The following is a 24,226-nucleotide window of genomic DNA, read 5'->3' as shown; positions in this document are numbered from 1 at the left end:
TCTTTCCTCGGCATCGTCCCCTAGAACGGTCGCTCTGGTTGTAAACTGTTCAACCCCCGCTCAGGCGAGATGGTCATGGATCGACATGTCGCATCGGCCTGCACCCACCATGCAGAGGATCCATCGCGCCCATGATTGTCGGTAGAGGACTGCTTGCATCCGCTTTTGATGCTCAAGCTATCGAAACACTGGAGGCCACATTATTCGCATCCGGAGTCTCAAATTCCAGTGAGATCGACCCCTCCGCCTATGCGCGCGAACAGCAACTGCTGGAGGAGCGGCTTGCGGCCGCCAGGGGCGCCTTCGTCTATTTCAGTACGTGCAGCATCGAAGACCCGGATCGCGGGAGCGGTCAGTACGCCCGTCACAAAGTGCGGATGGAACAGTTGGTGGCCGATCGCGGCGGCCGCTATCTGATCCTGCGCCTGCCGCAAGTGGTGGGGCGCACGGGAAATCCGCACAACCTGATCAATTTCTTGACCGACCGTCTACGCAGCGGCGAGCCGATCCCGATGTGGTCCGGTGCCGTGAGGTGCCTGATAGACGTTGAGCACGTCGCCGCAATCACCATGCGCCTGTTGCAGGATGGAGCGCCCGAGCAACTGCGCGCCAGCCTGGCACCGCCGGAGGTCATCAGCATGCCGGCACTGGTGGACGTCATGGAATCGATCTTGGGCCTGCATGCGCGCCGCGAGATTGTCGACCGCACCGGGGGGACGCAGCCGGATGCCACACTCATGATGCAGGTCGCACCGACCCTTGGCATCGACGTAAGCCCCGGGTACACGCGGCGCCTCCTGGAAAAATATCATCGCCATGACAATGCCAACTGAGACCTGCAAACTTTCGGTCGTTATCCCGGTCTACAAGAGTGCGTCGATCCTGCCGAAACTCGCAGACAAGCTGGGCCGGACACTGCCCACCATGTTCGGCGATTCCTTTGAAGTCATCCTGGTCAACGACTGCAGCCCGGATGACTCGCGCAAGGTGCTGTTTGACTTGGCGCGCGAGCGGCCTTGGTGGAAGGTGATCAACCTGCGCAAGAACGCAGGCCAGCACAACGCCATCATGGCCGGCCTGCGTGTGGCGCGCGGCCAGCAGATCATCACCATGGATGACGACCTGCAGCACAATCCCGACGACATTCCCGCGCTGCTTGCCGCTCTCGGCGATGGTTACGATGTCTGCTACGCAGGCTTCCATTCCAAGCAGCACGCGCTGTGGAAGAAAGCCGGAAGCGCACTGAATGACCGGATGGCGGTGTATCTGCTTGGCAAGCCCCAGGGACTCTATCTGTCGCCGTTTCGTGCGATGGTCGCTGGAGTCCGGGAAGAACTGGTCAAGTTCACCGGCCCCAACGTGTATCTCGATGGTTTGATTCTTGCCACCACGACGAGAATCACCAGCATCAAGATCGACCATCACGCGCGTGCAGACGGACAGTCCGGTTACAGCCTCCGCAAGTCCATCTCGCTGTGGCTGAAGATGGCCACCAGCTTTTCGGTATTTCCCCTGAGACTCGCCTCGCTGATGGGGATTGCAGTCTCCATGCTCGGCTTCCTGCTTGCACTGGTCTTTGTCGTTCAACGGTTCACCGTCAACGCCATGCCGGTCGGCTGGGCCTCCATGATGGTTTGCGTGCTCATCACTGGCGGCGTCCAGTTACTTGCGATCGGTGTCATTGGCGAATACCTCGGCCGCGCCCTGCGGCACGTTAACGCCACGCCGCAGGCAGTGATTGAGTCGACCGCGAATATCCCATCACATAACGAACGGGCCACATGATGAAATTACTGCGCGTGGCGCTGGCGGATCCGCGCATCCGCCAGTTTGTCCTTTACGCGGTCTGCGGGGGCTCCGGCGTCTGCCTGGACCTGTGTGTGTACACCGGGCTGATCTGGCTGCACGTCAACTACCAACTCGCCAACGCGGCTGGTTATCTTGCCGGCACCTTGCTCAGTTTCGCACTGAATCGCCACTTCACGTTTCAGACCTACGATAAAACGATGCGGCGTCTCGGCCTCTTCGTTGCAACGGCGTTGGTGGGCTACCTCGTCTCCAGCGCATTGCTATGGGGCCTGGTTTCGGTCCTCGGCTGGAATCCGCTTTGGGCCAAGCTGGCCACGTTGGTGGTCGTGCTGATTCTGCAATTCTCTCTAAATCGCGCCATTACATTCCGATCCCCTGCGAGCATCTCAAGCAAATGAACCAATTCCATACTGTGATCATCGGCGGCGGCTTCGCCGGCCTATCTGTCGCCTACGAGCTCGCCAAGCAGGGTAAGCGCGTCCTGGTCGTCGAGCGTGACCATGAACTTGGCGGCCTGGCAGGCGGTTTCAAGGTTGGCGACCAGGTCCTCGAGAAGTTCTATCACCATTGGTTCAACAACGATGTCGAGATATTCAAGCTGATCGAAGAATTGGGAGCAAACGACAACATCGTGCTGCGCCCCACCCGGACCGGCATGTATTTTGCGGACCAGTTCTATCGCCTCAGCACTCCAATGGACCTGCTCCGGTTCGATGCCCTGCCGTTCATCGATCGCATCCGTCTTGGCATCGCGGTCCTGCGTGCCCGCTCGGTCAAGGACTGGAAGAAACTGGAGAATCTCAGTGCCAAGGAATGGCTGCTCGACCTGTGTGGCGAGAAAGCCTACAAGGTCGTATGGGATCCGCTGCTTGTCGGCAAGTTCGGCGATGTGGCCGACGATGTTTCCGCGGTCTGGTTCTGGAAAAAGCTTGTGTTGCGCGGCGGCAGCCGCAGCAACTCGGGCGACGAAGTGCTCGCCTATTATCGCGGCGGCTTCGCCGCGCTGGCTGAAAAACTTGGTGAAGCCATCGTTCGACTGGGTGGTGAAATTCGGCTTGGCACCAGCGCGACCTCGGTACTGACCGCGAATGGCGTTGCCACCGGCGTGCTGCTGGAAGACGGCGAAGTGCAGGCTGACAACGTCGTATTGTCGACCGCCTTCCCCATCTCTGCCAACCTGCTCCAGGGCAAGACCGACGACGCATTCCTGCAGTCGCTGCGGCGCATCCGTTATCTGGCGAATGTGTGCATGGTGCTTTCGCTGGACCGAAGCCTGTCTGAAACTTACTGGCTGAATGTCAACGATCCCGGATTCCCGTACGTCGGGGTGATCGAGCATACGAACTTCGAGCCGGCCAGCTCGTACGGTGGTCGCCATATCGTCTACCTGTCCAAGTACCTTCCGACCAGCCACCCGATGTACACGATGACCGACCAGGAGCTGGTCGACTTCTCGCTGCCACATCTGCAGAAGATGTTTCCCGCGTTCGACCGTAGCTGGATTCAGGACGTCCATGTATGGCGCGCCGAATACGCCCAGCCGATCGCCGAGAAGCATTATTCGAGCCTGGTCCCGGGACGTAAGACCCCGCTGCCCAATGTCTACCTGACCAGCATGGCGCAGGTCTATCCGGAAGACCGCGGCACCAACTATGCCGTGCGCGAAGGCAGGAACCTGGCCAACGACATTCTGGCTTCGGACGGGCGTTAATGACTACCGAATACGTTGCACAGGGCACGGATGACTTGCGCCGGAACATGTCGGACAACCAGCGACGTATTCGCATCGCCTTGCTGTATCTGGTCGCTGGGCTGCTGATCGTCGCGGTGCTGTATCCAGTCCTCTGTAGCTTTCCGAGGGACCGTACCGGCGACGGCTCGGAATACTACGCGATGGAAATGGCCATGGGCATCGAACATCGGCCCTACGTCCAGGAAGAGACATGGGCCGCTTACGAGCGGCTGAGACTGTCGGGCCAGATCCGGGGAATGCAGCCGGTAGCCGATCTCAAGAACATGTACCGGCCGTTGACCGTCAACGGCGGTACTGATTTCAATCACTTCTGGTTTTACCCCGCAGCAGCAGCCGCGGTCGGGGAAGCAGGCGAAATCATCGGCCTCAGCACCGAGTCGCATGCGCACTACATGCTGCTGCACGCCATCTTGATTGCGGGCCTGTTCCTGTTGTGCCACCACCTGCACGGCCGGCGGGGAATCCTGGCGGCTGCAGCGATCCTGCTTGCGTCACCAGTGCTGTGGTACGTGAATAAGGTGCACACCGAGCTGTTCACAGTGGTGCTCAGTACAGCGGCGCTGGCCTGCGCCTTGCAGCGGCGCTGGGCGTACACAGGCCTGCTGCTTGCGATTGTGACGAGTCAGAACATCAGTTTTGCGGTGCCTGCTTGCCTGGCCTGCGTCCTCGCGCTGGTCATCCACGCAAGGTCGCGAGCTTCCGGCATGTCGTCGCTGGAAGTCCTGGCACTTGCATTGGCCCCGGTGTTTGCCCTGTTGCACCCGTTTTATTACTTTTCGCGCTTCGGCAGCATCACCCCGCAGTTGATCAACGGAGGCGCGCAGGTCTCGGATCTGCATGTCCTGTCGTCGTTGCGCTACCTGTTCGACCCCGATATCGGACTTCTGCCCAGCTGGCCGCTGGGGCCGGTGATCCTTGCAATTGCCTTGTACGGCCTGATCAAGCGACGCTACGCGCGCCCGGCACCGACCCTGCTCGTCTACGTGGTCGTCTATGCGCTGGCGGCCATGCTTGCGCAGGCGGCGACCACCAACATCAACTCCGGCGGCACATTCGGACCGGCACGATACGGCCTGTGGTACATCTGCCTTTTCTATCCGCTGATCGCCGCGCTGCAACCGATGTGGCCGGGTCGCTGGAGTCGCTGGCTTGGCACTGGAACGTGGGTCATCGTTGCGCTTACCGCCGTCTTGAGCGCGCGTACGGCCTGGCCGGCGAAGGTCGAGTCCTACCTGACCCCCAGCCGCGCCGCCCAGCTCATCTATGGCTACGTGCCGTGGCTCTGGAGTCCGACGGAAGAGGTCTTCTTTGAGCGCAATGCTGCCACCGAGGGTCCCCCATCGAGTCTTCCTGCCCTGGTGGTAGGTCCGAGATGTCGCAAGGCGCTCTACATTCCAGGACAGGAAGGCGCGCCCATTACCGTGTATCCCGCGGGAGCGTGCGCGCTGGCCCCGGACAGTGCTGCGGAACTCGTCGCCAAGAAGTTCGATCGCAGGCCGGATACTGCCCGCTACTTCGTGGTAGACCGACAGGATCTGCCCAAGGCACCGATCCTGCCCGCGGCGCAGTCCCTCACCCCCGGACACATTCGCCCATATCTGGGCGCGGGTTGGTCGGCAGACGAGCCATCCGGTACTTGGTCGATCGGCGATGAGTCCGAACTCAAATTCAGTGTGCAGCAATCCATTCCCGAGGGAGCACCGTTGGTGTTGCACGTGTCCGGACTATGGGCGCCGAAGAGGACCTCAATGAAGGTAAGCGCACGTGTCAACGACGGGCAGTGGCAGGTGCAGAAATTGACCGCATCGACGCCTCAACCGCAACCGCTGAGGATCAGCCTGCCCCAACTGCAGGCAGGGCAGGAAGTCCGTATTCAGATGCGTTATGACGAACCTGCATCGCCGTCGCAACTGGGCATGTCCCTGGATGACCGGGTACTGGGCATTTATCTGATGTCACTGGAACTGGGAACCCGTCCCTGAGAAGAGCAGCCGCATGTCTTGACACGTAAAGTGCAAGACATGCGGCCTGGCAGACACGCTTGCGTCCTGCCAGAGTGATTCGGCCGTCAAGCGGTCTGCATCGCCGGATAAAGAGCTCTCTGCCGCAGCCGTCGTTGGGCGCAAGCAATCATGCGATGGGAATGCCACGATCCACCGGCCGGGTGGACGCCGGGCCAATTGAATCGGGCTGGAGATGGCGATCATGCGGATCCATGGGGCGCCGTTGCAGCGCCCCTCGCATGACACCAATCAGGCGGCGAGTGGCTCGTCCTGGGATGGCGCGGTCAACATCCATTCCAGCGTTTCCCGCAATGGGGGACATGACCAATCACTGGTCATCTGCCGCAGCAACGTATTGTCCCCGCAAAGCATCTTCACTTCGTTGGATCGAACGAATGCAGGATTCACCGAGACATCGAGTGTGTGACCGGTGATCTGGGCACAGAGGTCTATGACTTCCCTCAACGAGAACGCGATGCCGGAACATACGTTGACGGTGCGGTCTACCGCCGCCTCGGACTGAAGCAGCCCACGGTACGCGCAGGCAACAGCCCTGACATCGCCGAAGTCACGGGCCACGTCCAGATTCCCGAGCTCCATCCGTGCGGCCCGCCTTGCGAAATGGGACACGATCTTGGGGATCAAGAAATTTTCTGACTGGCCACGCCCTGTGTAATTGAATGGGCGAACCACCGTGCAGGGAAGGCGCCCTTGCCACAATCGGACGACATGCTCCATACCGAGTTTGCTGACCGCATAGTCGTTGGCCGGCGCAGGAGTGACCGATTCGTCTAGTCGACCTGCCGAGGAATTACCGTAGACATTGGCGCTGCTTGCGATCAGGACGCGCTCAGGGGCAATCGCAGCGTCGTCGATCGCCTGCAAAAGGTGCCTGGTACCGACCAAATTCACCTGGTAGAAATCATCTGCATTGCCGTGCGCCACAAACGCGAGCGCCGCCAGGTGAATGACGATATCCGGACGACTTTCCTTGAGTACGTTGCGCAAGCCATCTGCATCACGCAGATCGGCCTGGAGATATCGGTCAGCCGGTCTCAGCCCAGCAGCCCAGGAGGGGACCGAATGCTCCGCCCCCCCAAGACCGATGACCTCGCAACCCTGTGCTTTGAGTTCGTCCGTCACATAGCGCCCGGTAAAACCGGACGCTCCTGTAATCAGGATCCGCTTGCTGCCGAGATCAGAATGAAGCACCACGCTCGTTCCTCCGCAGATCAGCGTCCACCATCATCTGGCACAACGATTCCAGCGTAGTTTCTGGACGCCATCCGAGCAGACGCTCGGCCTTCTCAGGATTGCCGATCAGCAGATCAACCTCGGCCGGACGGTGAAATTTAGGGTTGATCCGCACAACCACTTTCCCGGTTGCGGTATCCACCGCCGTTTCATCCAGGTCGCTGCCGCGGAATTCGACATGGATCCCGGCGCCCTTGAAGGCCATTGCGACGAAGTCGCGTACCGTCTCGGTCCGGTTGGTCGCAAGCACGAACGTATCGGGCTCATCAGCCTGCAACATCCGCCACATGCCTTCCACATATTCGCGTGCGAAACCCCAGTCGCGCTTGGCGTCCAGGTTTCCAAGTTCAAGGCAGTCCAACATTCCAAGCTTGATCTTTGCGACAGAGTCGGTGATTTTCCGCGTTACAAACTCGCGTCCACGCAATGGACTTTCGTGATTGAACAAGATGCCACTCGAACCGAAAATGCCGTAGCTCTCACGATAGTTGACGGTCATCCAGTGTGCGTAGAGCTTGGCAACGCCATAAGGGCTGCGCGGATAAAACGGCGTGCTCTCGATCTGCGGGACTGCCTGCACCTTGCCGAACATCTCGGAGGTGGACGCCTGGTAGAAGCGGATGTCCTTGTTCACCTGGCGGATCGCTTCCAGCAAGTGGACAGGACCGATGCCGGTGATCTGGGCCGTGGTGGTTGGCTGGTCGAAGGACACACCGACGAAACTCTGAGCAGCCAGGTTGTAGACCTCGGTGGCTCCGGCGCTCTCAAGCATGCGGATGCTTGAACCCAGATCCGTCAGATCGTATTCGATCAGATTGAGGTTCGGATGCGCTGCAATTCCCAGCTCCTCGATGCGCCAGAAGTTGACCGAGCTCGTGCGCCGGTACGTACCGAACACGCGGTAGCCTTTGTCCAACAACAGCTGGGCCAAATAAGCACCATCTTGGCCGGAGATTCCGGTAATCAACGCAGTTTTCATTAATAGTCTCTTGATTTACGTATTGGATTTGAATCAAGCCTGAGCGAAGCCGGCCCTATTCCAGTGATCGTTTGGATTCAGCGCGTGGCCAAGGGCTTTCCGCCTACGCCACAAACGGCCTGCGTGCCTTGATCCTGGCACGCTGTAATCGGGCCGTAGTCAATGGGCTCGATCTTGAAGTCGCTATACCACGCTACCGATTCCTGCACCAGGCCGAACCGCATGACCTTGCCAAGCACGGCCTGTGTGGGCACCTCAACGGTCACCTCGGCGGTACTGCCCGCGGCGATCCCACCCGTTGGAAGCGATGCGCGCACAAAATCCTGCTGAAGCACGGCACCGTCACGGTCCGCCAGGGAAATGGCGAGGTTTACCGGCAGCTTCCCCGTCGAACTGATCATGACCTTGCCAAGGTTGGTGACCGACACGACGGTCCTGAGCAAGGCCCCATTCTGAACGATAACCGGATCCGAAGCGATGGCATAGCGGGCCCCTGCCTGGTCCTGCGTCAATGCGCCGCTCATCTCGGGCGCTTCGGCCACTGTCTTCTGCTGCTGTACCGCACCCTGCACTGGCTGCTCAGCGTCCGGCGACCTGGAGCAGCCGACCAAGGCGATGACCGCCATCAATGCGACTACGATGCCCGACTGGGCGCGCAATTTGGATATTACGTTCATGGGTGAAGACCTGTGATGGATGGACATACGCCGCTGATTATTGAGTGGCTTCCACGAGCACGCGAAGCCGGGCCGGCAAAAATCCACGACTTTTGAACCAGCAAACTGATTCCTGGACCAGATCCAGCTCCAGGTAATACTCACCTGGAACTTCCGGAGCACGGACCGTGATTTCATGAATTCCGGACGACAGCGGGGTCACCACGTCATGCAGGAAATGGCGAGGCTGTTCGGCCAGTTCCTCTGTCGTATCCGCAGAGAACCAGAAATGTCCCAGGTAGATACCGAAGGGCTTCAGCGAATAGCCAAAAGGACTGAGCCATGGATACTCGCTGTGATTGATCAGCTCCACTTTCAGGGAGATCAGGCTCGTGGGCTCCACGACCGACGGTGATTCCAGCACGACGGCCTGGCCCTGAAAAGCCGCCTCGGGCAAGGGCTCGTCATACGGGTAGCCAACCGATGCTCCTACGATACGGGCATCAGGATCCAGCTCTTGCTCTTCCAGTGCGCTGATGGCTTTCCCAACCCACTGATCTCCCCGCAAGGTGCTCAGCACGTCGATCCGATGCAGTTCGTCAGCAAGCGGGGAGTCTAGATCGAGTTTCAAACTTGCCACTGCTTCGGCAACGGTATCCCTGAAATCGGAAAATACGCGGTGTTTCCGCAAGACACGCGCATATTGCTCGGCCGCCACGAATGGGTCGAATGCCGCTCGGCGTGCGGCATCGGTGCATTCGTCCGCCCAGGCTGCATAGGACCTCTGGTCCAGGATCAGCTGCCGCAGCAGGTCTGCCAGCGCTTCCGAACACCCGGCATCCGGCGCTAGCTTCTTTACCGAGACCGGTAGCTCGGCGTACCAACCGTGATCCGATACGATGGTCGGAAGGCCCGCCTGTAGCGCCTTGGACACGACTGCAGAGGTCTCGCCCATCGTCGGTTGTCGCAGGGCGATCATCAAATCGGCGCGCTCGAAGACGCTGCGGAATTGGTCATTGTCGACGTGTCCATGGTTGATCAGCCGCACGTTGCGGAGGCCCGATAAGGCTTCCAGCTCCACGCTGACAGCAGCCTCCAGCTCCCCCGCGATTTCCAGCGTGACCGGTTCCGTCAGATCTGCGTCGATGGCGACCAGGGCCTGCACCACCCAGTCGAAACGTCGGTTGGCGTGCCCGCCGCCCAGGAGCGCGATGGTACGCAACTGGTTACGTTCGCGGTGCGGTGCGACCACAGGATACAGCTGCGGCACCACGGTGACGGGAAGCCATGGAAAGTCCGCAGCGACGCGATCAGCCGCATAGCGGGAATGCACCACGACCTCGATGGCGAGCTTGGTGGCCACCTGATGAAGAGGAAACTGCACCACATCCTCGCGATTCCACACGGGAGCGCCGCAGCGAAGCGCCAAACCGGCGGCGCTGATCTCGTTCGCCGAATGCCACTTCTCCAGCAGGCTGAGGTAATCGCCGTTCAGCAGGCGAGCTTCGTCGTTCAAGACACCCGCGGCCATATGATGCAGCACAAGATCGTGCAGATGGACGACGCCCGGCCTGGCCGCCATCAGCGGCAGCATCCAGCCATGGAACGCGGGATGGTTTCCCATCTGGTAGACGACCGCATCCACATCCCGGAGGGTGTCGATCACGCTCATTGACCCCTCGCGTTCGAGGCGGCCCCGGGTGATCACTTCCACGTCCAGACCTTGCTTCCGCAGCATCTCCACCAGGCCTGCCGAATACTCCGCAATGCCCGAGCGCTCCGGGGGCTGTGGCCCGACCATCGCGATGCGATACGGGGCACTCAAAGCCGGCTCTCCACCAGATTGCTTATCACGCGATCCCACGTGATGGAGGTGCTCATGCGTTGACCTTCCTCGGCGAGGGCACGGAGCTGCGCCGGCTGCTTCGAGTAGCAATCGACCAGGCTCTCTGCAATGGCCTCCGGCGTGGGACGCGTCACCCAACCACTACCGGTGGACTGAACGATTCGGCCAACTTCACCACTGTCATCCACCGTAATGACCGGCTTGTATGCGGCGAAACTTTCCAGCGTTGCAAAACCGTAATCCTCGTCCACTGGTGAGTAGAAGACTGCACGGCAGTTGGCAATCAACTCCAATAGCCTCGCGTCATCGACAAAGCCCGCCAGCTCGACACGATCCTCCAGCCCCAACTCCCTTACCAGAGGCGCCAGCGAATGTGCGTACTCGCCGGCCCCCGTGCCTGCAATCACCACCTTGGCATGGGGAACGTGCTGGGCGGCGCGGATCAGCAGATCCGGCCGCTTCATCGACTCCAGGCGACCAATGCACAGCACGTAATCCCCGTAGTCGCCGGATTTGATGAAGGGCGCCAGCTTGGACGGTGGATAAAGGACTTCGGATCCCAGGCCGCTGTACTGCTGCAGCCTGTCCGTGACCGTCTGGGAGATCGTGTAGCGAGGTTCGATTTCTGACAGCAACTCCTTGTCAGACGCACGCAAGGCATCACGAATCGCAGCTTCCCTGGCGGTCAGGTGCGGTTGGTCGAAGCGCGTGCGCCCCAGGTCGTAAAGCACCCTGTGCTGATGGACAAGCCAAAGCGCCTTGTTGTCATGCGACGCCGCATAGGTCGGATACTTGGTACAGATGCACAGGTCGATCTTTTGACCATTACTGTCATTCAGATTGAGCAACCTCCATGCCAGCAGGGAGGACATGATCTCTGTTTCCGGGTACCACCTGTAAGGCAGCTGCACCAGTTCTGCAACGACATTGCGCGACTTGCCCCACAGATTAATCTGCCTGACCAGCTCCTCGTTGAGAAGCTCGGCGCCGCCCCTGACAAACGGCACTTGCGCGCCAAGCACAATAACTCTCTTCAAGTAAATTCCCCTTCAATGATGTCCCTGCCCACACAACTGCGTTGTCCGATCTTACTTGCGCATCCTTCTGATGCGAGCACCTAACTGATCCAGCGCGACCAATCGCTTGTCGATGGCTACGCCAGCCGGGGTATCCAGGGTGTGCTCCGAGACCGCCGTAACCGCTCCCTCTGTCCGCTGAATCAGCGGGACAGAGGGAGGAGCGCCGCGCTTGTTCACTTTCACACTGAACCACCTCAGCGGCGCCGTGACACGCCATGAGCGGCTGGCGTGAAACTCTGCAAGCTGCTTCTCCAGCATCTGGACAGCCAGCTCCAGCTCACGCGCACGATGACGCGCCGCTTCTATGGTTTCGAGACGTTGCGACAAGTCCGCCTGCAGATCTTTCAGCCTGCGCCCATCGTCGGCCTTTGACGCCTCGGACGTCTTGACGCGTTCCAGCAACGAAACGATCCTGGCCTGCAGTTGGGCATTGGTGGTTGCGTGCTGCTCGTTGAGCTGTTCCAGTTCCACCATCCTCGCCTGCATTGCATCGCGTTCTTCAACGAGTCGGCTGACATCGGCGGCCAGCAGTTCCGACAGTTCGCGAACCCGCTGACGCTCGACCAGCTCCAACTCCAGTTCCGCGACGCGTGCAACCAGCGTCGCGTTGTTTGCCGTCTGCTCGGCCAGGCGATCGGCTAGAACGCCATCATTTTCCTCAGCCGCGGAAGCGCGCTTTTCCAGTTCTCTTGCCCAGTCGTTCAGTTGACCGCTGGCCTTTTCAAGATCGCGATAACGGGCGTCGGCCGTCTCCACGTCAAGCTGGAGGGACGCAATCTTTTCCTGGCTCTGCTGGACACCTTCCTGCATCCGCTCCAGCAGCGACGCACGCCCGGCAAGTTCGACCCTGTCGTGTTCGTTCTGGGTATAAAGCGCGCCCAGGCGGGTGTTGTAGTTGAGCAGTGCCTGCTGCATGTGCAGGTACAGAGAGGTCCACTCAGGCGCACGGTCCGGACCTGCTTCGCCACGCGCGATGCACTGCTGCAGTTCGGCGAAGGTCCAGCGAGTCTGCTCCTGGCCGAAGGCCTGGATGAAGGCATTCCGGTAGCGGGGCGGCAGAACCATGAAGTCAAGCGCGGGTTCTCGACCTGGATTGGACGGAACGATCTGCCGCTGCAATATTTCCTTTACGGTAATCAGGAACGACAGCAGCAAATCACCGAGCCAGGAGCAATCGGTGGCATCGCTGGAAATCGCACCATAATCGATGAGAAGCGTGCGCCCATCCCGGGCCATCAACACGTTCCAGCAACGGACATCATTATGGTAAAGACCGGCGCGCTCCAGTATCACCAATTGCTCGAGCAGATCAGCGATCACTCGGTCGGCGTCATACGGAGAGCCGTCATCGATCAGCTCAGAAAGCAGACGTCCTTCCGCCATCTCCCTGACCAGAAACAGATCAGACGCATCGTCCAGCGCTGCGATCAACCGGGGTGCCGGGTAGGACGCCGGTGGATTGCTGAGGAATTCCACCTCATTATCGAATTCCTGCCGATTGATCTCGGATCGCCCGCCGATCCCCATCGTCATTTTCTTGACGAAAACCTGTTCGCCGAAATAATAGCGCCTGCTGTATTGATGGGTGCCGCGCCCGTAGGCGTGCGCCTCGCCCGACCACGAACTGAATCGGCCGACACTCTCTCCCACGTACCACAGCCGGCTGCTGGCGAAGTACAGAGGCCTGGAAACGGCGGACAGATGGGTCGCCTGCCGCGCCAACAGCCTGGTGAACGCATAATCGCTCAACAACTCTGCAGGGTCATGCGGGAGCGACTGCGCCCAGTAAAGTGGCTCTTCCCGCAATGCCAATTCAAAGATTGCTGCCTCAGTCACTTCGGAAAGCTTTCGGCACAGCGCCGCAACACGCGCAATTCCCTGAGAATGCACAAGGTGGTGGAAAACGCTCAGACCCAGCACGAGATCGTACTGATCCGGATCAAGCCGCGAGATGACATCCTCCACCGTGCCGTGCTCGAACGATGCGGCAAACACCGGATGCTCCCGAGACAGCGCCTGACACACGTTGACGTTGAGATCGAGGAAATCCACACCGTGCACTTGGTGCCCGTCAGCCGCCAGACTCAAAGAAAAGAACCCCTGCGCACAGCCGAGATCCAGCACCCGCAACGGCCGCCCCAGCGCTGCCTGCAGCTGCCGTGCACAGTCGCGGATCAGCACCAGCCTGTCTTCGCAACCGCGAGAGCTGCCGTCCGAGAGTTCCGGGTGGCCAAAAATGGGCTGATACTTCTCCGGCAAGGCTGCCACCAGCGCGTCAATATTCATCGGTTCGGTCATGACTCTTTATTCGCTAAAGTAATGCGGAATCCCACAGCCGTCATGACGACGCCTCTACGAGTTCGAAATCCGCCTTGAGATCCATCATTCCCCAGAACTGCATGCCTCTGGCGACATCCAGCACGATGGCATCGTAGCGGCGATCCAGAGGTGTCAGTTCCATGAGTGGGTCGCCACTGGAGATACCCAGGGAAACCAGGTAATTGGCTTCGTTGAGGTCCAGAGGCATGGTGAACTTGCAGACAATGACCTGTCCCGCCTTTACGGAAATCCCCGCCTGCCCACCGCTCGAAAGAAAGGAATTGGTACCGTAAAGGAACAGCCCCTCGATCGTTTTTACTAGAAACCCGGGGACAACGCTGTCGAAATCCCGGTCAAATGCAATCTTGACGTAAAACGCGGTCCTGGCACCGCTTTCGACACGTGCGGGAAACTCCTGCCCGCCGCTGGTCACCACATAATCCAGTATCCGCGCCCCGCCCTGCCCCCAGCGGTGCTCGTCGGCATTGTAATACGGGCGGGTATGGAAGACGTCTTCGTCGCCCGCGCCCATCTCGCGCGGCAGGTCGGTTGCCTCGGCCTGGAGCAAGGCAGGCTTCTTGCCGAAAAGTTCGTCCAGGTAGAGATTTGACACTTCACGCGACGGACCGTCGGCATGGACAGCCCCTCCCTTGATCAGGATGGCGCGGTCGCAATGCTTGACGATGTCCCCGACAGAATGACTCACAAGAATCAGAGTCATCCCCTTTTCCTTGAAGGACTGGATTCGCTTAAAGCACTTGGCCTGGAAGTATGCATCTCCTACCGACAGCGCTTCATCGACGATCAGCAGGTCCGGTCGGAACGCCGTGGCCACCGCAAAGGCAACGCGCACCTGCATTCCGCTTGAGTACGTACGCACCGGCTCGTCAAAATACTCACCGATCTCAGCAAATTCCTGTATTTCAGGCAGGACCGCCTCGATCTGCTCCAGGGTATAACCCATGAGCCCCGCAGAATGCCGAGCATTCTCGCGTCCACTCAGATCAGGATTGAAGCCCATGCCCAATTCAAGGATGGCGGCAATGCGCCCACGCCGAATGATTCGCCCTTCGGTAGGCTGCGATGTGCCGGTAATCAGTTTAAGCAGCGTGCTTTTGCCCGCACCATTGCGGCCCATGATTCCGATAGACTCGCCGGGAGCGACCGAGAATCCGACATTTCTCAGGACCCAGTGCTCTTCACGAGGCTTGACCTGCAGACCGAACCAGCTGGCTGCGCGCAACCATTCGCTCCCCCATACGCGATAGGACTTTCCAAGTCCTTCTACGGTCAGCATAGCGCTCATAGGGCATCCACCATTTCGGCGCTCGCGCGGCGGAAAACAATCATGGACACGGTGCAGAGGACGGCCGTCGCCACCATCAACGGCACCAAGCCCATCCATTCCGGAGAGCGCCCGTAGAGAAGCACGCCCTGATAGGCGCTGACGAGCGGGAACAGCGGATTGAGCTTGAACAGCTGCTGTGTCTGCTGCGGAAGGATATCGATGGTGTAAACGATAGGCGTCACCCAGAACATCGCCTGCAGAACGACCGGCACGACCTGCCCGATGTCACGCACGAAGACATTGAAGACGCCAAGCAGCAATCCGATCGACATCGCGAAAGCCAGCGTCAGCAGCATCAGCAGCGGCAGCCAGGCCGCCTGCGGCCCCAGGGTATGCCCCAGGATCGCGAACACGATGATGATTGCCAGGAACAGCAGAAGGTTGTTCACCATGACAGTGCCACCGGCAATGAGTGGCAGGCAAATCCGCGGGAAGGCCTGCTTCTTCATCAGATTGCCGTTATCTACAAACAATGAAACACACTTGCCAATGCATTCGGCGAACAGGGTCCAGCACAGCGTTCCGGCCATCAGGTACAGTGCGTAGGCAAACTTGTTGTTGACGCCCGGCAACTTGGCCGCCAGGACCTCAGAGAGGATCGTCGCAAAGATCAGCACCTGCATGAGCGGATGGATGATCATCCACAACGCGCCCAGCTTGCTCTGCACAAAACGCAGTCGCAGATCGTTCCTGATTGACGAGAGGATGAAATAACGGAAGGCCCATACGGACCGGATCATGTCCAACGTTGCTACCTCTGAAATCGTTCAGCACCTTGTTGAAGCCGCTGCACACAGATCGCTGCATGCCCATGAATGAGGTTACGCCGTCACCGGCGCGGTCAGTCCATGACTTCGGTTACTTCCGCAACCCGCGCCATCAGTTGCCGCGCCGCAGTGTCCGGGGAAAGTTGCAGGCGAATGTCGTCCCTCGCCACCTCACCGAGCGCGCGCGCGCGTGCTGGATCGTCGGCGAGGCGCCGCATGGCAGCAGCTGCGCTTTCAACCCGCGGCTCGGCCCAGCTGGCGCCGTCCGAATCGGGGTACCGGCCTGCAACGGCGACCAAATCGTACTCTACAAGACAGGAGTTCCGGCTGGTCATGAATTCCATATTGCCGGACCATCCGGTCGCGATGACGGGCTTGCCCTGCGACATGCACTCGGCCAGCCCCAGTCCGAAACCCTCTGCACGATGTAGCGAGACATATACATCGCAGCAACGCTGAAGCGCACGCACATGCGCGTTGTCGATCACTTCATCACGTAACAGGATTCGCGAATCCTGGACCACGAGCGCGAGGAGTTCACGCATCTGTTCGGGATACATATGCCCATTGCTTGACTTCAGCACGAGGCAAACGTCGTCACGACTGCGTGGAAACGCCTGCAGGAAGGCGTGCACAACTGCCTGCGGGTTCTTTCTGGCGACGAAGGAATGGAAATCGAAGGTGAAAAGAAAGACGAACTTGTCTGCATCGAGCCCGAAGTCATGCCGCTGCAGCCCGCTATCGCGCCTGTCGGACAATGGCAAAGGCAGCCGAATGATCGGCTTGTCTGTAATCTGCAGGAAGGCGTTTTCGATGAACCGCGAGGCCACCATGATCTCGTCCACGAGTCCGATCGCGCTCAACCAGCTCGGCGGGATCACTTCCAGCTCCCAGAACCAGCAGGCGATTACATAATGCCCCTGCATGCGCGCGCGACCGACATGCTCGAACGCGGCCTCCAGGTAGTCGGGGTTCACGAAGACGATCGTGACCCGATGCGGCATGCGCTGGTCGATAAAGCCGTCCATGCTCCGTTCCTGCCAGGAGTGTGGCAGCCCCATTTCCAGGTCATACAACGACACCGGCACCCCTGCGTTGATGAGTGCCCGCGCGTACATCCTGGCGCTCTCTGCCAACCCGAATTCGCCACGGATATAGCCGAGAATATTGACTCCTGCTACCGATTCGACTGCAGGCAAGGCGCCGCTGTTTTCCAGCTGCAAAGACTCGTCGCAGCCCTGCAGTGCCAGGTCCCAGGCCTCCGTTCTCTGAAAGCGCGTTTGCACCCTGGCACGGGCGGAGAGCAGTGCGGATACGCGCGCGCGCAGGCCACGCGGAAACAATCGATAGATGCGCTGCAGCCACGGCTGCTGGCGTATCCATGACTGCACGCGCAGTCCTGCAAGCCCGGTCCGCCAGGAAGCAGAGATGCCCTGACGTTGCGGCGACGCGGTCATGGAGAACTGGGTGCCTCGAGCGCCTGCGCCAGATCCCCCCGCAAATCCCCCACATCCTCAACCCCCACGCTCAGCCGCACCAGCGCATCGCTGATACCAAGCTGGTCGCGGCGAGCCACGGGAATCGAGGCGTGGGTCATGACGGCGGGATGGTTGACCAGGCTTTCGACGCCGCCGAGCGATTCGGCCAGGGTAAACAGTTCGGTCTTCTCGCAAAAACGTTTGGCCGCCTCGAAGCCGCCCTTGAGCACGATCGAGACGATGCCGCCGAAGCCGGACATCTGGCGCTGCGCCAGTGCGTGCTGCGGGTGCGAGGCCAGGCCGGGGTAGATCACCTTTTCGATCGCGGGGTGGGTTTCCAGCCATTGCGCCAGCGCCAGCGCGTTCTCGCAATGTGCGCGCATGCGCAGCGGCAAGGTCTTGAGGCCGCGCAACGCGAGGAAACTGTCGAACGGGCCTTGCACGCCGCCGATGGAGTTCTGCAGGAAGGCCAGTTGCTCGGCCAGTTCGGCGTTGTCGCCGACCACCGCGATGCCGCCGACCATGTCCGAGTGGCCGTTGAGGTACTTGGTGGCCGAGTGCACCACGATGTCGGCGCCCAGGCCGAGCGGGCGTTGCAGCATCGGCGAGGCGAAGGTGTTGTCGACCACGATCAGCAGGCCATGCTTGCGCGCGATCGCGGCGATGGCGGCGATATCGACCAGCTTGAGCATCGGGTTGGTCGGGGTTTCGATCCACACCATCTTGGTGTCGGGACGGATCGCGGCTTCGAAGGCGGCCGCATCGGTCAGGTCGACGAAGCTGAAATCCAGGCCGGCGGTGCGGCGACGCACCCGCTCGAACAGGCGGAAGGTGCCGCCATACAGGTCGTCCATCGCCACCACGTGGCTGCCGGCGTCCAGCAGCTCCATCACCGTGGAGGTGGCGGCCATGCCGGAGGCGAACGCGAACGCACGCGTGCCGCCTTCCAGCGACGCGACGCAGCGCTCATACGCAAAGCGCGTGGGGTTGTGGGTACGCGAATACTCGAAGCCCTGATGCTCGCCCGGGCTGGACTGCGCATAGGTGGACGTCGCGTAGATCGGCGGCATCACCGCCCCGGTGCTGGGGTCCGGCGACTGCCCTCCATGGATCGCCAACGTAGCGAGCGAGAGTTCGCGCTCGCCATCGTGGCTGGGTGTGGTGCGATTGGACATGGAGGTTCCCGGAAAAAGTGGCGGATTGTAGCAAGCAGGTCTGAATGGCCGGTGCGCGTCCCATCCGGGCGCGCGGCCAGCTGCGGTCACTGCACGCGGCGGCGCAGGTAGTTGAGCAGGTCGATGCGGGTGATCAGGCCGAGGAACTGGTTGCCGTCCATGACGATGGCGACCTGGCCGCGGTCGAACACCGGCAGCAGCGCTTCGATCGGCGAAGCGACATCCAGGCGATCGAGCTTGCTGACCATGGCGGTGGAGATCGGGTCGCGGAAGCGTGCCTCGTCGCCGTACACATGCAGCAACACGTCGCTCTCGTCGACGATGCCGACCAGCTCGCCGTCATCGATGACCGGCAGCTGCGAGACGTCGTACAGCTTCATGCGCTGGTAGGCGGTGGTCAGCAGGTCCTTCGGTCCGACCACCACGGTGTCGCGCTTGTTGTACGGGCGCAGGATCAGGTCGCGCAGGTCGCCGTGCTGCGGGCGTTCCAGGAAGCCGTTGTCCAGCATCCAGTAGTCGTTGTACATCTTGGACAGGTACTTGTTGCCGGTATCGCAGACGAATACCAGCACGCGCTTGGGCGTGGTCTGCTCGCGGCAATACTTCAGCGCGGCGGCCAGCAAGGTACCGGTGGACGAGCCGCCGAGGATGCCCTCCTTGGCCAGCAACTCGCGCGCGGTGTGGAAGCTTTCCGCGTCGCTGATCGAATAGGCCTTCTTGACCCGCGAAAAATCGGAGATGTCCGGCAGGAAGTCCTCGCCGATGCCTTCGACCAGCCAGCTGCCGGACTTCTCGCTGACCGTGCCCTCTTCGATGTACTGGGTCAGGATCGAGCCGACCGGGTCGGCCAGCACCAGCTCGGTGTGCGGCGAGGCGGTGGCGAAGGCGCGCGACAGGCCGGTCATGGTGCCGGAGCTGCCGCAGCCGAACACGATCGCATCCAGATCGTTGTCCATCTGCGCCAGGATCTCCGGGCCGGTGCCGAGTTCGTGTGCGGCCGGGTTATCCGGGTTGCCGAACTGGTTGATGAAGTAGGCGCCCGGGGTCTCGGTGGCGATCTTGGCGGCCAGGTCCTGGTAGTACTCCGGGTGGCCCTTGGCCACGTCCGACCGGGTCAGCACCACCTGGGCGCCCATGGCCTTGAGGTTGAAGATCTTCTCGCGGCTCATCTTGTCCGGTACCACCAGGATCAACCGGTAGCCCTTCTGCTGGGCGACCAGTGCCAGACCCAGGCCGGTGTTGCCGGCGGTGCCTTCGACAAGGGTCGCGCCCGGGGTGAGGTCGCCACGCTGTTCGGCCGCCTCGATCATCGACAGGCCGATGCGGTCCTTGATCGATCCGCCGGGGTTGGCCGCCTCCAGCTTGAGGAACAGCTCGCAGACGCCGGTGTCCAGGTGCTGTGCCTTGACGATCGGCGTGTTGCCGATCAGTTCGAGTACGGAGGAATGGATCGCCATCGGAATATCGTCACTGCGTCGCGCGGGGCTTGGCCGCCCATTATCCGACGAACGGCTGGGGAATGCTCATTCAGACTGGAACCGATCGCGCCGGCCAATGAACGGGCGGGCTCAGCCAGCGCTGCGCCACTACCACCGGCATGAGTGCGCGGCCGCCAGGCGGGCATCGCGCCCTGCCGCCAGGCGCGTGACACGGGTTGCGGAAATAAAGACGCGGACGGTGGCAAGCCGACGAGGAGGCCGCCACCGCCCGCGGCGGTGAACTTGTTCTAGCGGTGGGGAAGGATCAGTGGGTGAGCTGGTCGTACATCCGGGTGAGCTTTTCTTTCGCCTGCAACTTCTCGCGCTTCATCTGGCCCAAGGTCACGTCGTCGATGGGGAGTACCCCGAGTTCGGCATCCATGCATTTCTTGTTCAAGAGCTTGTGGCGTTGGTACAGCTGCTTGAACTCGGGATCGGACTTGACCAATGCGTCGATTTCGGTCTGCGGTTGCCCTTCGAACATGGCGTTACCTCCTTCACTTGAAACACTTAAAACAAGAACGCCCCGGCCGCGGGCGGCACGGGGCGCTGCTTGGGGATGGAAGACTCGCGGATCACAATGGCAAGCGCACTGGCGGAACCAAAAAGCTGTCCACCGAATTGCGTTGATGCGTGCCCTTGCGTCACTGGCCCGGCCCTCCGTACTTCCAGGCAGCGGAGTGCTGCCCGGGAGTACGACCCTACGCCGGTCGCGGAGGGGGTTCAAGGCCAGAACGGCTGCTTTTGCCGTTCCCTGCCTCAATCAGTGACCGCGGTTCAACCGGGCGTCATGCCCGGGTTAAAAGACCTTAACTTCCAACCACTTGCATTACGGCGCGACAACCACCTCGGCAGCGCGCGTCTTGCTGGCGGCGGCCTTGGTGCCATTGACCTGCAGCCGTGCGCTGGCGACACCGGCAGCCACCAGGGCGTCGCGCAACGCTTCGGCCCGCTTCTTGGCGGTGGCCGCATCGCTGTCGTAGCCGACGATGCTGACCCGGCCTTTCTTGCCGATGTTCAGATACTCGGCCAGTGCCTTGGCCTGCCCCGCGGCATCGCCGGACAGCGCGGCCTTGCCACCGAAGGCGCCACTGCCCAGCGAAAACACTTCGCCGCGGCTGTCGAACTTGGCGGAAGGCAACTTGGCCCCGGCCACCAGCTCGGCTTCTTCATGCGCCAGTTGCACCGCTTTCTGCTGGGCCGCATTGAGCTTGGCGGTCTGCTTGCCGGCCACGCTGGTCAGCGCCAGCTCGGCGTCCTGACGAGCCAGGGTCTCCTGTTCGGCCGCCTGACGCATGCGCTCGGCCTCTTCGGCCTGGATCTGCGCCTGCACGCGCAGACGCTCGGCTTCCTGGCGCGCGCGCGAGGCGTCGCGGCGGCTGGCTTCGATCAGCAGGTCGTTGCGGGTGCCTTCCAACCGATCCAGCTCGCGCCGCGCCAGTGCGGTGCGGGCGGTGAGTTCGGCGATTTCGACCCGACGATCGGCCAGGAACACCAGCTCGTCGCGGTCGCGCCGCTTGGCCTCGGCCAGCGCCGCCACGCTCTGCTGCGCCTGCAGCCGCTCGAAGCGGGCCAGTTCATTGGTCTGCGGGTCGTTCTGCAGCGCGGCCAGGCGCCGGTTGAGCGCGTCGGCCTGCGGGTCGTCCTTGGCCGCCATTGCCAGCGACGGCAGGGTGCCCAGGCTCAGTACGCCCAGATAGAGAAGCGGACGCAGTTTCATCGGCCGGCCTCCCCGGTGTTGAGGCTGTTCTGCAGTTGCGCCACTTCCTTGCGCCGCTGTTCCAGCTGGGCGGTGACCACCGCCTCTTCGCTGCGCGCCTTGGCCAGATCGGCGTCGGCCGCTGCGCGCAAGGCGATCTGTGGCACCTGCTTGCGCTGGCGCTTGTCCAGTTGAGCCTGTTGGGCCTGCATCAGTTCCTGGCGGGCCAGATTAACCAGATCGGGTGCGTACTGGTCGGCATCGGCCTGGGTGGCGCGTTGCACCGCCTGTTCGGCGGCGGTGAGCTCCGGTGCCACCTGGGCGGCAGCAGGAGAGGAAAGAACCATGAAACAGGCGATGCCATACAGGGATCGCCGCAAGTATGCGAAGCTAGCCGTCATTAGGGGAGCCGTAGCGAGAAGTCTCGAGCACGGCCATTGTCGGAAGCCTGCGGCGGACTTGCAACGAGACGCTGCCGTTTGTTGGGGAACCATTGCGCATGGATATCGGCTACTTCCTGAAGCTGATGACCGAAAAGAATGCCTCGGACATGTTCTTGACCACCGGCGCACCGGTGTACATCAAGATCGAAGGCAAGCTCTACCCGCTCGGCAATACGGGGTTGCCGCCGGGAATGGTCAAGAAAATCGCTTATTCGTTGATGGACGAAGGCCAGGTACCGCAGTTCGAGCGCGAGCTGGAGCTCAACATGGCCATTGCCCTGTCCGACGCGGGGCGCTTCCGCGTGAACGTGTTCAAGCAGCGCGGCGAGGTGGGCATGGTGATCCGCGCCATCCGCAGCCGGATCCCCAGCATCGAAGAGCTCAACCTGCCGCAGGTGCTCAAGGACGTCATCATGACCCCGCGCGGGCTGGTGCTGGTGGTCGGCTCGACCGGCTCGGGCAAGTCGACCTCGCTGGCCTCGATGATCGACCACCGCAACAGCACCACCACCGGACACATCCTCACCATCGAGGACCCGATCGAATATCTGCACAAGCACAAGATGTCGATCGTGAACCAGCGCGAGGTGGGCCTGGACACGCACGCCTTCCAGAGCGCGCTGAAAAACGCGATGCGCGAGGCGCCGGACGTGATCCTGATCGGCGAGATCCTGGATGCCGAGACGATGGAGGCGGCGATCGCCTTCGCCGAGACCGGCCACCTGTGCCTGGCGACGCTGCACTCCAACAATGCCGACCAGACCATCGAGCGCATCCTCAATTTCTTCCCCGAGAGCGCGCACAAGAACGTGCTGATGAACCTGGCGCTGAACCTGCGCGCCGTGGTGTCGCTGCGCCTGGTCAAGGGCGTGGACGGACGCCGCCGGCCGGCAACCGAAGTGCTGCTCAACACGCCGATGATCCGCGACCTGCTGCGCCGTGGCCAGGTGCACGAGGTCAAGCAGGCGATGGAGGAATCGCTGGAAGAAGGCATGCAGACCTTCGACCAATGCCTGTTCCGCATGGTCAAGTCCGGCGAAATCGAGCAGGAGGAAGCGCTGCGCGCGGCCGACTCGCGCGATGGCCTGGCGCTGAAGTTCCGCCTGTCCGAGGGCGGTTCCGGCGAGCACGACCCGTACGCGGATTACGAAACGGCAGCAGCGCCGAAGATCAGCCACGGCTTTATCTGATCATCGGCAGGTGCGCGGTGTTGCCGCGCACCTGCCCGGCACGGCGGATTGCGCAGGGCCGTTGCCGGCGTACGAGCGGTGCGCACGGTTGGGACAGCGCAGCGGCTAGCTCCGATCAACCCATGAGTGCCGCCGAGCGCGGCCGGTGCCCAGTGCGCGGAGACCGCGCGCCCGCCTGCGCGCCACCCGGCCAACCGACAACCGCTCGCTACCGGTACCTGCCCTGCCCGGGCTGCGATTCAACGCGGATGTGCCCCCGCACCAGGCAAAGGCCTGCCGCCGATCAGGCCGGCACCGCGTCGGCCTGCATTTCCGGCCGCGCCGCCGCGAATGCCGGCAATGCCAGGCAGGCCTGTTCGATACGTTGCAGGATCGGATACGCCACCAGATCGACGTCGAAACGGCGCGCGTTGTAGAGCTGCGGGATCAGCACGCAATCGGCCAGGCCCGGCGTGTCGCCGTGGCAGAACGTGCCGGTATGCGGATCACCGGCCAACTGCGCTTCCATCGCCGCAAAGCCACGCTGCATCCAGTGCCGTGTCCATTGCTGGCGCTGCGCGGCATCCAGCTGCCATTCGCGCTCGAAAAACTGGGTGACGCGCAGGTTGTTGAGCGGATGCACGTCGCAGGCGATCACCTGCGCCAGGGCGCGCACGCGGGCGCGCGCGGCCGGCGCTGCGGGCAGCAGCCGCGCGCTGTCCGGGAACGTATCTTCCAGATACTCCAGGATCGCCAGCGACTGCGGAATCACCACCGCGCCGTGCCGCAACGTGGGCACCAGTTCCTGCGGGTTGAGCTGCGCGTAGGCGGGTGCATGCTGCTCGCCGCCGTCGCGCACCAGATGCACCGGATGCGCGAGGTAGGCCAGCGCCTTCAGGTGCAGGCCGATGCGCACGCGATACGCGGCGCTGGAGCGCCAGTACGAGAACAATTCCAGTGGCGCGCTCATG

General features: G+C 61.6%; 21 protein-coding genes. 6 read left to right on the top strand and 15 right to left on the bottom strand.

Annotation, left to right across the window (positions count from 1 at the left end; genetic code table 11):
- Positions 1 to 131 precede the first annotated feature (131 nt).
- From DYQ94_RS15220 to DYQ94_RS15200, 5 genes are read left to right on the top strand one after another with little or no spacing between them, the layout of a single operon-like run.
- On the top strand, positions 132 to 833 hold the full coding sequence (locus tag DYQ94_RS15220; protein WP_024938352.1) for an NAD-dependent epimerase/dehydratase family protein: 702 nt from the start codon (positions 132 to 134) through the stop codon (positions 831 to 833).
- Positions 817 to 1,785: a glycosyltransferase family 2 protein gene (locus DYQ94_RS15215; protein ID WP_228960050.1), complete on the top strand. Its 969-nt coding sequence runs from the start codon at positions 817 to 819 to the stop codon at positions 1,783 to 1,785. The genes DYQ94_RS15220 and DYQ94_RS15215 overlap by 17 nt, the downstream gene beginning before the upstream one ends.
- Positions 1,782 to 2,207 (top strand): GtrA family protein, encoded by a 426-nt coding sequence (locus DYQ94_RS15210; protein ID WP_223214397.1) that lies wholly within the window; start codon positions 1,782 to 1,784, stop codon positions 2,205 to 2,207. Before DYQ94_RS15215 ends, DYQ94_RS15210 begins: the two co-directional genes overlap by 4 nt.
- The gene (locus tag DYQ94_RS15205; protein WP_024938355.1) at positions 2,204 to 3,520 is read left to right on the top strand and encodes an NAD(P)/FAD-dependent oxidoreductase; all 1,317 of its coding nucleotides are present in this window, start codon (positions 2,204 to 2,206) and stop codon (positions 3,518 to 3,520) included. The genes DYQ94_RS15210 and DYQ94_RS15205 overlap by 4 nt, the downstream gene beginning before the upstream one ends.
- Positions 3,520 to 5,544 carry a hypothetical protein gene (locus DYQ94_RS15200; protein ID WP_126966630.1) on the top strand — a complete coding sequence of 675 codons (2,025 nt, stop codon included), beginning with the start codon at positions 3,520 to 3,522 and terminating at the stop codon, positions 5,542 to 5,544. The genes DYQ94_RS15205 and DYQ94_RS15200 overlap by 1 nt, the downstream gene beginning before the upstream one ends.
- A 270-nt stretch (positions 5,545 to 5,814) precedes the next feature.
- Here DYQ94_RS15200 and DYQ94_RS15195 read toward each other — a convergent pair whose 3' ends face one another.
- From DYQ94_RS15195 to DYQ94_RS15130, 14 genes are all read right to left on the bottom strand, one after another.
- Positions 5,815 to 6,780 (bottom strand): GDP-mannose 4,6-dehydratase, encoded by a 966-nt coding sequence (locus DYQ94_RS15195; RefSeq protein WP_024938357.1) that lies wholly within the window; start codon positions 6,778 to 6,780, stop codon positions 5,815 to 5,817.
- Positions 6,764 to 7,798: a GDP-mannose 4,6-dehydratase gene (gene gmd / locus DYQ94_RS15190; protein WP_024938358.1), complete on the bottom strand. Its 1,035-nt coding sequence runs from the start codon at positions 7,796 to 7,798 to the stop codon at positions 6,764 to 6,766. Before gmd ends, DYQ94_RS15195 begins: the two co-directional genes overlap by 17 nt.
- A gap of 77 nt (positions 7,799 to 7,875) precedes the next feature.
- Positions 7,876 to 8,475 (bottom strand): glycosyltransferase, encoded by a 600-nt coding sequence (locus DYQ94_RS15185; protein ID WP_237474934.1) that lies wholly within the window; start codon positions 8,473 to 8,475, stop codon positions 7,876 to 7,878.
- Between the two features lie 37 nt (positions 8,476 to 8,512).
- Complete coding sequence (locus tag DYQ94_RS15180; protein WP_126966688.1) at positions 8,513 to 10,255, bottom strand: glycosyltransferase; 1,743 nt, start codon at positions 10,253 to 10,255, stop codon at positions 8,513 to 8,515.
- A 20-nt stretch (positions 10,256 to 10,275) separates the two neighbouring features.
- Positions 10,276 to 11,337 carry a glycosyltransferase family 4 protein gene (locus DYQ94_RS15175; protein WP_024938361.1) on the bottom strand — a complete coding sequence of 354 codons (1,062 nt, stop codon included), beginning with the start codon at positions 11,335 to 11,337 and terminating at the stop codon, positions 10,276 to 10,278.
- A 51-nt stretch (positions 11,338 to 11,388) separates the two neighbouring features.
- Positions 11,389 to 13,677 (bottom strand): methyltransferase domain-containing protein, encoded by a 2,289-nt coding sequence (locus tag DYQ94_RS15170; RefSeq protein WP_184429092.1) that lies wholly within the window; start codon positions 13,675 to 13,677, stop codon positions 11,389 to 11,391.
- A gap of 40 nt (positions 13,678 to 13,717) precedes the next feature.
- A complete protein-coding gene (locus tag DYQ94_RS15165) occupies positions 13,718 to 15,004 on the bottom strand; it encodes an ABC transporter ATP-binding protein (RefSeq protein ID WP_024938363.1) in 1,287 nt (428 codons plus the stop codon).
- Entirely contained in the window at positions 15,001 to 15,786 is a 786-nt protein-coding gene (locus DYQ94_RS15160) for an ABC transporter permease (protein ID WP_049818051.1), read from the bottom strand. Before DYQ94_RS15160 ends, DYQ94_RS15165 begins: the two co-directional genes overlap by 4 nt.
- Before the next feature lie 101 nt (positions 15,787 to 15,887).
- The gene (locus tag DYQ94_RS15155; protein WP_102255805.1) at positions 15,888 to 17,270 is read right to left on the bottom strand and encodes a glycosyltransferase family 4 protein; all 1,383 of its coding nucleotides are present in this window, start codon (positions 17,268 to 17,270) and stop codon (positions 15,888 to 15,890) included.
- A complete protein-coding gene (locus DYQ94_RS15150; RefSeq protein ID WP_126966629.1) occupies positions 17,267 to 18,466 on the bottom strand; it encodes a cystathionine gamma-synthase in 1,200 nt (399 codons plus the stop codon). The genes DYQ94_RS15155 and DYQ94_RS15150 overlap by 4 nt, the downstream gene beginning before the upstream one ends.
- Before the next feature lie 86 nt (positions 18,467 to 18,552).
- Positions 18,553 to 19,923, bottom strand: a complete 1,371-nt coding sequence (locus tag DYQ94_RS15145; RefSeq protein WP_126966628.1) for a pyridoxal-phosphate dependent enzyme — start codon at positions 19,921 to 19,923, stop codon at positions 18,553 to 18,555.
- A gap of 286 nt (positions 19,924 to 20,209) precedes the next feature.
- Positions 20,210 to 20,428 carry an HP1242/YdcH family protein gene (locus DYQ94_RS15140; protein ID WP_002814034.1) on the bottom strand — a complete coding sequence of 73 codons (219 nt, stop codon included), beginning with the start codon at positions 20,426 to 20,428 and terminating at the stop codon, positions 20,210 to 20,212.
- Positions 20,429 to 20,773: 345 nt separating this feature from the next.
- Complete coding sequence (locus DYQ94_RS15135) at positions 20,774 to 21,664, bottom strand: coiled-coil domain-containing protein (RefSeq protein ID WP_046344413.1); 891 nt, start codon at positions 21,662 to 21,664, stop codon at positions 20,774 to 20,776.
- Positions 21,661 to 22,044, bottom strand: coding sequence for a DUF4398 domain-containing protein (locus DYQ94_RS15130; protein WP_039525328.1), 384 nt, complete (start codon positions 22,042 to 22,044; stop codon positions 21,661 to 21,663). The genes DYQ94_RS15135 and DYQ94_RS15130 overlap by 4 nt, the downstream gene beginning before the upstream one ends.
- A 98-nt stretch (positions 22,045 to 22,142) precedes the next feature.
- On the opposite strand from DYQ94_RS15130, the gene DYQ94_RS15125 reads away from it, so the two are divergent.
- On the top strand, positions 22,143 to 23,276 hold the full coding sequence (locus DYQ94_RS15125) for a PilT/PilU family type 4a pilus ATPase (protein ID WP_016900968.1): 1,134 nt from the start codon (positions 22,143 to 22,145) through the stop codon (positions 23,274 to 23,276).
- A gap of 283 nt (positions 23,277 to 23,559) precedes the next feature.
- Here the strand turns inward: DYQ94_RS15125 and maiA are convergent, their stop codons facing one another.
- Positions 23,560 to 24,225, bottom strand: coding sequence for a maleylacetoacetate isomerase (gene maiA / locus DYQ94_RS15120; protein WP_102580573.1), 666 nt, complete (start codon positions 24,223 to 24,225; stop codon positions 23,560 to 23,562).
- Position 24,226 lies beyond the last annotated feature (1 nt).

This window comes from Xanthomonas sp. LMG 8993 (genome assembly GCF_009835065.2).
Taxonomy (GTDB): Bacteria; Pseudomonadota; Gammaproteobacteria; order Xanthomonadales; family Xanthomonadaceae; genus Xanthomonas; species Xanthomonas arboricola.
The sequence above is the reverse complement of the archived record's forward strand: the minus strand, read 5'-3'. Positions and strand labels throughout refer to the sequence as shown.